This window comes from Pedobacter sp. AC163, assembly GCF_979258665.1.
This window is the reverse complement of sequence record NZ_OZ409872.1, coordinates 2,860,993-2,873,190: the sequence shown is the minus strand read 5'-3', so window position 1 is coordinate 2,873,190 and position 12,198 is coordinate 2,860,993. Positions and strand designations below refer to the sequence as shown.

Annotated in this window: 12 protein-coding genes; 11 read left to right on the top strand and 1 reads right to left on the bottom strand. The window is 37.8% G+C overall.

What is annotated here, in order from left to right:
- Positions 1-137: 137 nt before the first annotated feature.
- From ACZZZK_RS12340 to ACZZZK_RS12290, 11 genes are read left to right on the top strand one after another with little or no spacing between them, the layout of a single operon-like run.
- On the top strand, positions 138-641 hold the full coding sequence (locus ACZZZK_RS12340) for an NADH-quinone oxidoreductase subunit J family protein (protein ID WP_463484405.1): 504 nt from the start codon (positions 138-140) through the stop codon (positions 639-641).
- The gene (nuoK, locus tag ACZZZK_RS12335) at positions 641-970 is read left to right on the top strand and encodes an NADH-quinone oxidoreductase subunit NuoK (protein ID WP_010601897.1); all 330 of its coding nucleotides are present in this window, start codon (positions 641-643) and stop codon (positions 968-970) included. The genes ACZZZK_RS12340 and nuoK overlap by 1 nt, the downstream gene beginning before the upstream one ends.
- A 13-nt stretch (positions 971-983) precedes the next feature.
- Positions 984-2,885 carry an NADH-quinone oxidoreductase subunit L gene (nuoL, locus tag ACZZZK_RS12330; RefSeq protein ID WP_463484404.1) on the top strand — a complete coding sequence of 634 codons (1,902 nt, stop codon included), beginning with the start codon at positions 984-986 and terminating at the stop codon, positions 2,883-2,885.
- A 20-nt stretch (positions 2,886-2,905) separates the two neighbouring features.
- Complete coding sequence (locus ACZZZK_RS12325) at positions 2,906-4,369, top strand: complex I subunit 4 family protein (RefSeq protein ID WP_463484403.1); 1,464 nt, start codon at positions 2,906-2,908, stop codon at positions 4,367-4,369.
- A 3-nt stretch (positions 4,370-4,372) separates the two neighbouring features.
- The gene (locus ACZZZK_RS12320; RefSeq protein ID WP_463484402.1) at positions 4,373-5,746 is read left to right on the top strand and encodes an NADH-quinone oxidoreductase subunit N; all 1,374 of its coding nucleotides are present in this window, start codon (positions 4,373-4,375) and stop codon (positions 5,744-5,746) included.
- A gap of 48 nt (positions 5,747-5,794) precedes the next feature.
- On the top strand, positions 5,795-6,445 hold the full coding sequence (locus ACZZZK_RS12315; protein ID WP_056850781.1) for a DedA family protein: 651 nt from the start codon (positions 5,795-5,797) through the stop codon (positions 6,443-6,445).
- An 8-nt stretch (positions 6,446-6,453) separates the two neighbouring features.
- The gene (locus ACZZZK_RS12310; protein WP_056850782.1) at positions 6,454-7,005 is read left to right on the top strand and encodes an inorganic diphosphatase; all 552 of its coding nucleotides are present in this window, start codon (positions 6,454-6,456) and stop codon (positions 7,003-7,005) included.
- Positions 7,005-8,429 carry a hemolysin family protein gene (locus tag ACZZZK_RS12305; RefSeq protein ID WP_463484401.1) on the top strand — a complete coding sequence of 475 codons (1,425 nt, stop codon included), beginning with the start codon at positions 7,005-7,007 and terminating at the stop codon, positions 8,427-8,429. Before ACZZZK_RS12310 ends, ACZZZK_RS12305 begins: the two co-directional genes overlap by 1 nt.
- Positions 8,430-8,437: 8 nt before the next feature.
- On the top strand, positions 8,438-9,142 hold the full coding sequence (locus tag ACZZZK_RS12300; RefSeq protein WP_463484400.1) for a 16S rRNA (uracil(1498)-N(3))-methyltransferase: 705 nt from the start codon (positions 8,438-8,440) through the stop codon (positions 9,140-9,142).
- The gene (locus tag ACZZZK_RS12295; protein WP_463484399.1) at positions 9,139-9,858 is read left to right on the top strand and encodes a DUF4159 domain-containing protein; all 720 of its coding nucleotides are present in this window, start codon (positions 9,139-9,141) and stop codon (positions 9,856-9,858) included. Before ACZZZK_RS12300 ends, ACZZZK_RS12295 begins: the two co-directional genes overlap by 4 nt.
- 4 nt (positions 9,859-9,862) lie before the next feature.
- Positions 9,863-10,363, top strand: coding sequence for an acyl-CoA carboxylase biotin carboxyl carrier protein subunit (locus ACZZZK_RS12290; protein ID WP_463484398.1), 501 nt, complete (start codon positions 9,863-9,865; stop codon positions 10,361-10,363).
- Between the two features lie 57 nt (positions 10,364-10,420).
- Here the strand turns inward: ACZZZK_RS12290 and ACZZZK_RS12285 are convergent, their stop codons facing one another.
- Positions 10,421-12,100: an SUMF1/EgtB/PvdO family nonheme iron enzyme gene (locus ACZZZK_RS12285; protein ID WP_463484397.1), complete on the bottom strand. Its 1,680-nt coding sequence runs from the start codon at positions 12,098-12,100 to the stop codon at positions 10,421-10,423.
- Between the last annotated feature and the right edge of the window lie 98 nt (positions 12,101-12,198).

The window sequence follows — 12,198 nt, the reverse complement described above, 5'->3', positions numbered from 1 at the left end:
TCCTGAGCTCGTCGAAGGACCAAACAAATAACCTAATCCGTCATTGCGAGGAACGAAGCAATCCTAAAGCAATGGCAATAAAAATGAGATTGCTTCGTGCCTCGCAATGACGAGGAGTACAAACAAATAACAAATTAATGAGTACACAAGTATTCTATTTCGTAGCCACATTAAGTATCATCTTTTCGCTGATGGTGATTTTTGCAAAAAATCCAATTCATAGCGTTTTATACTTAATCCTTACCTTTTTTACCTTCACGGTACATTATGTACTATTGAACGCACAATTTTTGGCCGTTGTAAACTTCATCGTTTACATGGGGGCCATCATGGTATTATTCTTATTTGTACTGATGCTCCTCAACCTGAATAACGAAACCGAGCCCGTGAAATCACCATTGATTAAAATTGTAGGTGTAATTGCAGGGTGTTGCCTTGTGGTAACCTTAGTTGGGTCTTTTAAAGCGGCAACGATCAATAGCCCTTTAATTTTGAAAAATCAAGGATTAGGTTTGGTAGAGAATTTAGGAAAAGAGCTTTTTGGACCATTCTTATTGCCATTCGAATTATCATCTCTATTACTATTGGCAGCAATGGTTGGAGCAGTTTTATTATCTAAAAGAGATGAGGTAGAGGCATAATGGAAAATTTAACTACACAAATGGCAGGCGTTCCGCTAAATCATTACATCTATTTATGTGCAATTATTTTCACAATTGGTGTAATTGGCGTATTAACCCGTAGAAACGCAATCGTAATTTTTATGTCTGTTGAGTTGATGTTAAACGCAGTTAACCTGCTTTTAACAGCTTTCTCTGTACATAGCAATGACCCATCAGGGCAGGTTTTCGTATTTTTTATTATGGCGCTTGCCGCTGCAGAAGTTGCAGTTGGTTTGGCGATTATCGTAATGGTTTACAGAAATACAAAATCGATAGATATTAATGTTTTAAATCGCCTTAAGTGGTAAATATATATTAAGAATGACAATAGAACAATTGATTTGGTTAGTTCCGTTACTTCCTTTTTTAGGATTTGTAATCAACGGACTGGGCAGAAAATCTTTATCTAAAGGACTTGTTGGTATTATTGGAAGTGGAGTAATTTTGGCCTCTTTCATTATCAGCGTAGTTATTTTCTTTAGTTTACAAGGCGATACACAAAAATCTCACGAAGTATTTTTATTCGATTGGATTACCGCAGGAACATTACATATTCCATTATCATTTCTGGTTGACCCATTAAGTTCAATCATGCTTTTGATTATCACTGGAATTGGTTTCTTGATCCATTTATATTCTACCAGCTACATGCATGATGATGAAGGATTCGGAAAATTTTTCTCTTATCTGAACCTGTTTGTGTTCTTCATGCTTTTATTGGTATTGGGTTCAAACTATATCGTGATGTTTATCGGTTGGGAGGGTGTAGGTTTATGCTCTTACCTATTAATCGGTTTCTGGTATACAAACAGCGCTTATGCATCAGCAGCTAAAAAAGCTTTCGTAATGAACCGTATTGGTGATTTGGGCTTTTTGTTAGGGGTATTCTTAATTTTTACCACTTTCGGAAGTGTAGAATTTGCAAAAGTTTTTCCTCAGGCGGCGAACATGTTACCTGGACAAAATACTTTGTTCTTAATCACAATTCTATTGTTTATTGGAGCTTGCGGTAAATCAGCTCAGTTGCCATTATTTACCTGGTTGCCAGATGCAATGGCAGGCCCAACGCCAGTTTCAGCCTTAATCCACGCAGCAACGATGGTAACTGCAGGTATTTACATGATTGCCCGTTCTAGCGTATTGTTCGATTTAGCACCGCTTACACAAAACATCATTGCCATCGTAGGTATTACAACTGCTTTAGTTGCCGCAATTATTGCGTTAACACAAACAGATATTAAAAAAGTATTGGCTTATTCAACGGTATCTCAATTGGGCTACATGTTTTTAGGCTTAGGCGTTGGCGCTTATACGGGTTCATTTTTCCATGTATTAACACACGCATTCTTCAAAGCATTACTATTCTTAGGCGCTGGGTCAGTAATTCATGCCATGCACCACGAGCAAGATATGCGCCACATGGGTGGATTAAGGAAAAAACTTCCTGTTACTTTCTTAACGATGATGATTGGTACGATTGCGATTGCAGGTTTACCACCATTTTCAGGATTTTTCTCTAAAGATGAAATCTTGGCAAATGCGTACCAGGCAAGCCCAATCCTTTGGGGAGTTGGTGTGTTAACCGCATTCTTAACTTCTTTTTACATGTTCAGAATGATGTTCCTTACTTTCTCTGGAAAATACAGAGGTACACATCACGAAGAAAGTCATGTACATGAGTCGCCAAAAGCGATGACTATTCCATTAATCATCCTGGCAATATTAGCTGCAATTGGTGGAGCGATCAACATTCCTCACGTTTTCGGCGGAAACGAATGGTTGGCACATTGGTTAAGCGGTGCCGGCGTTGCACAACATGAATTAGAATTAAGTCATTCAACGGAATTTACCTTAATGGGTGTTTCAGTGGTAGCCGCGATCATCGCTTTGCTTTACGCTTACACCAGATATGTTAAAGGTGCTCGTGTTCCTGTGGCTGATGCAGCACCGCGTTCTGCTTTGGCAAAATTATCTTACAATAAATTTTATTTAGATGAGATTTACGATTTCATCATCACCAAACCTTTAGATGCTTTCTCGAGATTTTTCTACAGAATTATCGACACGAAATTTATTGATGGGATTGTGAATGGACTAGGCTGGAGTACAAACGAGGCAAGTAAAGGAGTTCGTTTATTACAAAGTGGAAACGTTGGTTTCTATATATTTATGATGGTAGCTGGTATCATCGCATTGCTTGCTTATACATTTTATTACATATAAAAAGGGTTCAAAAATAAATAATGGAACAACTTTTACTACTTATATTTCTTCCGCTTGCGGGTGCTATCATTACGGCATTTGCGGGTCAATCTGCCAAAATAGTATCGACGGTAATTTCGGTCGCTTCTTTAGGCTTGGCCTTGTTCATCGCCTGTAACTTTATTCCAAATGCCAGTACGCAGTTTGAAGCGAACCTGCCGTGGATTTCAGATTTAGGCATTCGTTTTCATGCCGGTATCGATGGGATCAGCATATTGGTGGTATTGCTTACCAATTTGTTAATTCCAATTATCATTTTATCTAGCTACAGACATGATTATAAAAACCCAGCCGCTTTTTATGCATTGATTTTATTCATGCAGTCAGGATTGTTATTGGTTTTTACTGCTATGGATGCTTTCTTATTTTACATTGGATGGGAAGCTGCATTAATTCCAATTTACTTCATCTGTGCATTCTGGGGAGGTAAAGATAGGGTACGCATCAACATGAAATTCTTCGTTTATACGATTGCAGGATCATTGTTTATGTTAATGGGGATTATTTATTTGTATTTGCAGAATCCTGCACAGAACTTCGATATTCAGGCATTTTATGCTTTAAACTTAGATAGCGCACAACAAGGCTGGATCTTCTGGGCGTTCTTTATTGCTTTCGCGATTAAGATGCCGATTTTCCCTTTTCACACCTGGCAACCGGATACTTACACAGTAGCTCCAACTCAGGGAACCATGTTATTATCTGGTATCATGTTAAAAATGGGTATTTATGGTGTAATCAGATGGTTATTACCAATTGTACCTGCAGGCGTTCAGGATTGGTCTGGCCTGGTGATGGTTTTATCTATCATTGGTATTGTTTATGCTTCACTAATTGCTTTTACGCAGAAAGATGCTAAACGTCTAGTTGCTTACTCATCTATTGCTCACGTTGGACTTATTTCTGCCGGTATTTTCGCCTTAAACCAGCAGGGTCTGCAAGGAGCGATGGTGCAAATGTTAAGTCACGGAATTAACGTGGTAGGTTTATTTTTCGTTTTGGATATTATCTTTTCTCGAACCAAAACCAATAAACTTGAAGAATTGGGTGGTATTGCCAAATCAGCACCACAACTGGCAATTGTTTTCTTAATCATCGTTTTAGGTACAGTCGCTTTGCCAGGAACAAATGGTTTTATTGGAGAATTCTTATTGTTGATGGGCGTTTATAACTACGGCATTTGGGCAGCTGCAGTTGCAGGCTTAACCATCATTTTCGGAGCAGTTTATATGTTGCGCATGTACCAAAATGTAATGCTTGGAAAAACAAACGAATTAACCATCACGTTTACCGACATTCAAGGGACTGAGAAATTGGTTCTTTATATTATCTGTGCTTTAATTATCTTTTTCGGTGTATACCCAAAACCACTATTGCACTTAACAGAGGCATCTGTACAACATTTATTAGAACAGGTAAATCAAAAATTAACATCAGTAAAATAAGCAATGAATATTATTATAACCATTAGTATAACCGCTTTTATTGTACTTTACGCAGGTTTGTTTAAAGCAAAGAAAGCATTATTGCCGCTTACCGTTGTTGGCTTACTTACTGCATTAGGCTTCACTGCTGCTGCATGGGATGGCAATGCTGTTCATTTCGGAATGATGCAAACTGATAATTTCGCTTTGGCATTTTCGGCTGTTTGTATCGTTGGCACACTTTTAATTTTCTTGTTGACTCAAAATTATTTTCATTCAAAAAGCGATAACATAGCAGAATATTATACCTTAATTCTTTTCGCCCTTGCGGGGATGATTATGATGGTGTCGTACAAGAATATGGCGATGTTATTTGTCGGGCTGGAAATCATGTCGGTAAGTTTGTATATCCTTGCAGGTATTCGTAAGAGGGATTTTGCATCAAACGAAGCCTCATTGAAATATTTCCTGATGGGTGCTTTTTCAACAGGTTTCTTGTTATTTGGGATTACATTAATTTACGGTGCCACCGGTTCGTTCGATTTAGATAAAATTCAAGCTTACTTAGTTGACAATAGCAAAGCAGTTTCTCCAATCTTCTATCCAGGGGTAATTTTGATGATGATTGGCTTGTGCTTTAAAGTAGGAGCGGCACCTTTCCACTTCTGGACTCCAGACGTTTACGAAGGTTCGCCAACTTTGATCACTACGTTTATGAGTACAGTGGTTAAAACGGCAGGCTTTGCTGCTTTTTTAAGATTATTTGCCGATGCTTTTGCACCGCTTCACGATTTCTGGGTTGCACCACTCATCGTAATTGTTTGTATAACCTTATTTATTGGTAATGTTACTGCGTTATTCCAAAAGAATTTTAAACGGATGTTGGCCTATTCAAGTATTTCTCATGCAGGATACCTGTTATTCTCTTTGGTTGTAATTGGTCCACACTCTCAAAACAATGTTTTGGTTTATGCAGCTGCTTATACCTTTGCATCAATTATCGCTTTTGCGGTATTAATATTAGTGAAACAAAAAACCGGTAGCGATAGCTTTGAAAGTTTCAATGGCTTAGGTAAGAAAAATCCTTTGGTTGCCTTATCGCTAACGGTTGCCATGTTATCATTAGCAGGTATTCCTTTAACCGCAGGTTTTATCGGCAAATATTTAATGTTTCTTAATGTAATGGGTGAATATAAAATGCTTTTGGTTGGCTTCGCAATCCTAAATGCACTAGTTGGTTTCTACTATTATTTCAAGGTAATTGTTGCCGTTTGGTTTAAAGATGGCGCTGAAACAGAGCTTTCTACACCTGCACAGTACAAGATTGTTTTAGCTGTATCAGTGGCGATTACGCTAATTTTGGGTATTTATCCTGCAATTGTTTTAAACCTGATATAGGTATGCACTTGTTAGATAATTATTTGTAGTTTTACGAATAATTGAAATATGCAGGATTTCTGGAACCACCTACAACATTTAATTGACCCCGAAAAATTATTGAGGGAGGGCGGTTTCTATCTTGTAGTATTTGTCATCTTTGCAGAAACTGGCCTATTCTTTGGTTTCTTCCTTCCTGGCGATTATTTACTGTTTCTTGCAGGAATGTTCGTAGCTACCGGAAAACTTGATGTTAACATTGCAGTGCTTTTAGCAGGATTATGTGTCGCCGCAATTTCTGGAAATTTTACGGGTTATTGGTTTGGGCGCAGAACTGGCCCACTACTGTATACCAGAAAAGACAGTTTCTTTTTCAAAAAGAAATATTTAAAAGCAGCAGAGGAATATTATAACAAGCAAGGTGCCTTCGCATTGATCATGGGTAGATTTGTTCCAATTGTAAGAACTTTTGCACCGATTTTTGCTGGAGTAGTAAAATTAGACTTTAAAAAGTTTGCCTTCTATAATGTTGTTGGTGGAATTTTATGGATCTGTTCGCTCACGTTGTTAGGCTACTTTTTAGGAAAAAGATTTGAAAAAGAGATTAACGATTACTTATTATATATTATTATTGGCTTTATCGTTATCACAACTATACCTTTATTGATTACCTTTGTAAAAAGTAAAGTTAAAATCCCCGATGGGGAAAAGAAAGATTAAATTAAAAAATGGCAAAAGACGATCATCACGCATGGCATAGCGTATCTCCTGGTAAAAACGTTCCAGAAATTGTAAACGCAATCATTGAAATTCCTAAAGGCTCAAAAGCCAAGTATGAAATAGATAAAGAATCCGGACTAATCAAGTTAGACAGGGTTCTTTTTTCATCAGTAATGTATCCGGCTAACTACGGCTTTATCCCACAAACTTATTGTGATGATAAGGATCCATTAGATATTCTTGTACTTTGTTCTGTTGATGTTTACCCTATGACATTAATTGAAGCTAAAGTTGTTGGCGTAATGCACATGGTTGATAATGGAGAGCAAGACGATAAAATTATTGCGGTTGCAGCACATGATATGTCTGTAAACTACATTAACGATTTGGATGAATTGCCACCACATCAAATGAAGGAAATTGTTCGTTTCTTTCAAGATTATAAAGCACTGGAAGAGAAAAATGTTACTATCGAACATTTGTTAGGTGTTCGCTATGCTCATAAAGTTATTAAAGAAAGTATAGAACTTTACAACACAACATTTAGAGAATTAGCATAATGGATTTACCCACGGCCTGCTTGTTTTTAAATTTAGAGTTAAGTGCAATATTGCCCACCAATACCATTTTGGTTGCTTTAGAAGAGCCTGATACTACATCTGTAGGTTGGAGGTTATTTCTAGCATTATTTTTAGTTTTACTAAACGGATTCTTTGTTGCAGCAGAATTTGCAATTGTAAAGGTCCGGGCCTCTCAAATTGAAATAAAAGCAAAAACAGGTAGCCGGGTTGGTAAAATGGCTAAAACCATCATCCATAATTTAGATGGTTATTTAGCAGCCACACAGCTAGGTATAACGCTTGCATCACTTGGCTTAGGTTGGGTTGGTGAAGGCGTTATGCATACTATTTTCAAAAATCTTTTTGATAGCCTCGAATGGGGTTTTAGTGATGCCACCATACATACCGCATCAACAATAGTAGCTTTTTCTTTAATCACCGTAATGCACATCGTATTTGGTGAGTTGGCACCTAAATCTTTTGCAATACAAAGACCAGTGGCCACTACTCTATTTGTGTCTGTTCCACTGCAAATTTTTTATGTAGTTTTCAAACCATTCATCTGGACTTTGAATAGCTTAGCTGCAGTAATTCTGAAGCCATTTGGTATCGATACTTCTGCAGGTCACGAATCGTTGCACAGTACAGAAGAACTTCAATACTTGTTAGATCAGGGTAAGGAAAGTGGTGCATTGGATAACAATGAGCATGAACTTATTAAAAACGTATTTGATTTTAATGAGCGTGTAGTAAAGAACATTATGGTTCCGCGTACCAAGATTTCAGGTATTGAATTGTCCTCCTCGAAAGAAGAAGTAATTGATAAAATCATTGCTGAAGGCTATTCACGCCTACCGGTTTATGATGAGATAATGGATAAAATTGTCGGAATTATTCACGCCAAGGATATTCTGCCATTAGTCGCTTCCGGGAATCAGCATTGGACACTGAATGATATCATTCGAAAACCTTACTTCGTTACAGAAACAAAGAAAATTAACGATTTAATGAGTGAACTGCAAAGCAACCGCATCCAAATCTCGATCGTTTTAGATGAGTTTGGCGGTACAGCCGGGATGGTTACCTTAGAGGATATTGTGGAGGAACTGGTAGGTGAAATTCAGGATGAATATGATGAAGAAAAACCTTTAGTAGAAAAAGTATCGGATAACGAATTTATTGTAAATGCCTTTGCAACGGTTTATGATGTGAATGAGCATTTGCCACATGATTTGCCAGAGGATGAAGATTTTGATACCGTCGGTGGTTTGGTTTCGCATGTTTTTGAACGGATTCCAGAGGTTGGCGAAAGCAATGAATCTTATGGTTATCTGTTTACCATCTTAAAGAAAACAGAACAAAACATTGAAACTATTAAACTGGAATTGGTAATAAATGAAGAAGATCAGGTTGATAATCATTAAATTCAACAATGCATATTTTTTATACGCCAGATATTACTCACGATACCTATACGCTTAATGAAGAGGAAAGCAAACATTGCGTTAGGGTATTGCGACTATCAGTTGGAACTGTAGTAAACTTAGTAGATGGAAGAGGTGGTTTTTACACTGCCGAAATCATTTCTGATAATCCCAAAAAAGTAAGTTTATCCATTCTTAAAGTAGAAACCGAATTTCATAAAAGAAATCACTATTTACATATCGCGGTCGCACCTACAAAAAATATCGATCGTATGGAATGGTTTTTAGAGAAGGCCACTGAACTTGGCATAGATGAAGTAACCCCAATTATTACCGATCGATCTGAAAGACGTATTGTTAAAGAAGATCGATTAAACAAGGTTATTACTTCTGCTGTCAAACAATCCATCAAAGCCTATCATCCAAAACTAAATGAAGCGATTTCCTATAATGCTTTTCTTAACCTTCCTTTTGAAGGAAATAAGCTAATAGCGCATTGCATTGATGAAAACGACAAGAAATACATTTCAGAGCTCGTTACACCGCACCAAAAATATTTAATTCTTATTGGCCCGGAAGGAGATTTCAGCCCCGAAGAAGTTAATTTAGCTTTGAATAAAGGCTTTAAAGCATTAACTTTAGGAGATAACAGGTTGCGCACCGAAACGGCTGCACTTTCTGTTTGTTTTGAAATCAATTACCTTAACCGATGAAAAGAGTTGAAAGTTATCAGTTGAAAGTTAAAGGTTTATTATCGTTGAAGCGTTTGCTCTTTTGCTCGTTTATCCTTATTCCTTGCTTTTTACTCTTTATTCTTACTTCTTTCATGGTTCCTTCCTACCGAATGGGGAAACTGAAGTACAGTGGTGGTGGCGATTGGTATGCCGACCGTACCGCACTTCCAAATTTAATTTCATTCTGTAATATCAATCTAAAAACTAATTTTTACCCTGAAGAAAGTATTGTAGAAGTAGGCTCGAAAGAACTTTTCAATTACCCATTCGTGTATATGACGGGCCATGGAAACGTGGTGTTCAGTGATCAGGATGTTAAAAATCTAAGACAGTATTTAACAGGAGGAGGGTTTCTGCATATTGATGATAATTATGGATTGGATAAATTCATTAGACCTCAAATGAAAAAAGTTTTCCCAGAACTGAATTTCGTTGAGTTACCGTCCAACCATGCCATTTACAACCAAAAGTTCAAGTTCCCGGGTGGTTTGCCCAAAATTCATGAGCATGATAACAAGCGGCCGCAAGGTTTTGCTTTGATCTATAAAGGGAGAGTGGTTTGTTATTATACGTTTGAATGCGATTTGGGGAATGGCTGGGAAGATTTTGGCACATACCCTGAGGATAGTCAGGAAACCCGCAATAAGGCGCTTAAAATGGGCGCTAATTTAGTTCAGTATGCTTTAACACAATAATGCTATGTATAAAGTAAAAGTTAACGATCAGTTTCAGTATGATATTGAAATTAATCATAACGTGTTTAAATTAAACGGAGAAGAAGTTTCTTTGGATTCCATTGAATTGAGCAATAATTCTTCGCATCTGCTTTATCAAAATAAATCGTACAATGCGGAAGTCATATCCGTTGACAGCGCTAATAAGACCTGTGCCATTAAAGTAAATGGTGCAACCTATCAAATTAAGGTGGAAGATCAGTTTGATCAATTGCTGAAACAAATGGGTATGGATAATTTAGCTGGAACTAAAATATCGGAGATAAAGGCACCAATGCCAGGGTTGGTATTAAATGTAATGGTGGAGGAAAATGTAGAAGTTAAAAAGGGCGACAACCTATTGGTTTTAGAGGCTATGAAGATGGAAAATATCTTAAAATCTTCAGCTGATGGAGTGGTTAAAAAAGTGCTGATTAATAAGGGTGATAAGGTGGAAAAAAATCAGGTACTCATCCAATTTAATTAAACCAAGAATTATAAGCGATAAAAAAGTCCCAACTCATTACGAATTGGGACTTTTCTATTATTTACCTCTACTCACCCGGTATGGTCGTGGAGGAGGGGTTTTAAAGCTTCTTTTTCCTGAGGTGCTAATTTCTGGAGCACCTAACATAGTCATGGCGCAACGGAAACCTATCTCTGCTGATGATTCATCTTGTGATAAGAAACGTCTGGTTGCTGGATTTAACCAGTAAGCCATATCGTTCCATGAACCGCCTTTGTATACTCTGGATTTATCATTGATCAAGGTTACACCTTCTTCATTTAAAAGCAGATTCTGTTTATCTCTATAACCCCTTTGATCGGCCTGGTAACTTGTAGCTGCAGTTGCGCTTTGCGGATCAGTCGATTTCGAAATTGAATCTACACGTTTTGCCTGTGCTTGTTTTTCTGCCCAGGTTTGTTTTCTACCTGAATAAGCGTTTTCTTTTATCGGATTGCCATATTTATCCAGGGCAATTTTGCCTGTTTGCGCATTATCCAGCTTCTTGTTTTCGAAGTAGTTACCGCGATAAGGATTAAAGGCGTCTGCATCAGTGAAGGTACCTGTTCTGTAAACATCATTTACCCACTCATTCACATTTCCAGCCATGTTATATAAACCGAAATCGTTAGGTGTATATTGGATTACCGGCACTGTTAAATCTCCCTTATCATTCAATGATCCGCCAACACCCATATAATCGCCAGGTGCTCTTTTAAAGTTGGCTTGGATTAAACCCCTTGTTTTTTTACTTGCCGAACTTACGCCTAAGCCATTCCAAGGATAAATTTTATTTTGATTGATATTTTCGTACTCAGTATTACCAATTAAGCCCAACGCAGCATATTCCCACTCCGCCTCTGTAGGCAAGCGATAAGGCTGCATAATTACGCCGTCTTCTAGCGTTGCCGTTCTTCTTGGTTGATTATTTCCTTTGCCACCTGCTGTAGCCCCAGCTGTACCCGTAGCGGCACCGGCTTTTGTGTTGTAATCTATTGGTGCATTTTTACCTTTATCATCGTACTGGCCATTAATATAAGCATCGGTGTTAAAAGGTTTATCTGGTCTTGGCGTTGCGGCTGCTGTTGCTGCACCATTTTTTCCTGTGTTTCCGCCAGCTAAAGTTTTATAATCTGTTAAAATACCTTTTTCGCGTAAAATAAACTCATTGGCTCGTGAGGTTCTCCACTGGCAGTAACGAGAAGCTTGCTCCCATGAAACTCCAACAACTGGATAATCACGGTAAGCCGGGTGACGCAAATAATTGTCTACATAAGGCTCGTTATAGGATAATGCACTACGCCAAACCAAAGTATCAGGCAGCTCATTGTAATAAAATTCTTGATCTTCTGGAAAGTTATATCTAATCCAGTGCAGATATTCCAACCAGTCGGTATTTGATACTTCAGTTTCATCCATGTAAAACGAAGGCACAGTTACCTGTCTTTTGTAGTTGTAAATGTTTGGTTCGACACCAGGAACTTCGATAGCACTTCCGCCTACCACTAGAACACCGCCTTCAATAGGAATTAATCCAGGTCCTGGTGCTCTTTTGTATTGAGTAGCCACAGCAAAAGCACCCGATTGGTTCGTTTTGCTTTTCCGATCTGCGTAAGGAACACCTGTTTTGCTAGAACTGTTTCCTCCCTTGGAGCTACAAGCACTTAGCAATGCCGCTAATGACAAACAAGTAAAAGAATAAAGTATAAGTTTTTTCATATAGTACAGGGGACGATCGCCAAATGACGATTCAACTGATAAAATTAAGCAATTTTAGTGAATATATAAATATTGTGACAATAAAATACCGATTATAT

Bases quoted from the DNA above. Each gene is read 5' to 3' on its own strand.
- ACZZZK_RS12340 (WP_463484405.1), top strand. From the start codon at position 138: ATGAGTACACAAGTATTCTATTTCGTAGCCACATTAAGTATCATCTTT.
- nuoK (WP_010601897.1), top strand. From the start codon at position 641: ATGGAAAATTTAACTACACAAATGGCAGGCGTTCCGCTAAATCATTAC.
- nuoL (WP_463484404.1), top strand. From the start codon at position 984: ATGACAATAGAACAATTGATTTGGTTAGTTCCGTTACTTCCTTTTTTA.
- ACZZZK_RS12325 (WP_463484403.1), top strand. From the start codon at position 2,906: ATGGAACAACTTTTACTACTTATATTTCTTCCGCTTGCGGGTGCTATC.
- ACZZZK_RS12320 (WP_463484402.1), top strand. From the start codon at position 4,373: ATGAATATTATTATAACCATTAGTATAACCGCTTTTATTGTACTTTAC.
- ACZZZK_RS12315 (WP_056850781.1), top strand. From the start codon at position 5,795: ATGCAGGATTTCTGGAACCACCTACAACATTTAATTGACCCCGAAAAA.
- ACZZZK_RS12310 (WP_056850782.1), top strand. From the start codon at position 6,454: ATGGCAAAAGACGATCATCACGCATGGCATAGCGTATCTCCTGGTAAA.
- ACZZZK_RS12305 (WP_463484401.1), top strand. From the start codon at position 7,005: ATGGATTTACCCACGGCCTGCTTGTTTTTAAATTTAGAGTTAAGTGCA.
- ACZZZK_RS12300 (WP_463484400.1), top strand. From the start codon at position 8,438: ATGCATATTTTTTATACGCCAGATATTACTCACGATACCTATACGCTT.
- ACZZZK_RS12295 (WP_463484399.1), top strand. From the start codon at position 9,139: ATGAAAAGAGTTGAAAGTTATCAGTTGAAAGTTAAAGGTTTATTATCG.
- ACZZZK_RS12290 (WP_463484398.1), top strand. From the start codon at position 9,863: ATGTATAAAGTAAAAGTTAACGATCAGTTTCAGTATGATATTGAAATT.
- ACZZZK_RS12285 (WP_463484397.1), bottom strand. From the start codon at position 12,100: ATGAAAAAACTTATACTTTATTCTTTTACTTGTTTGTCATTAGCGGCA.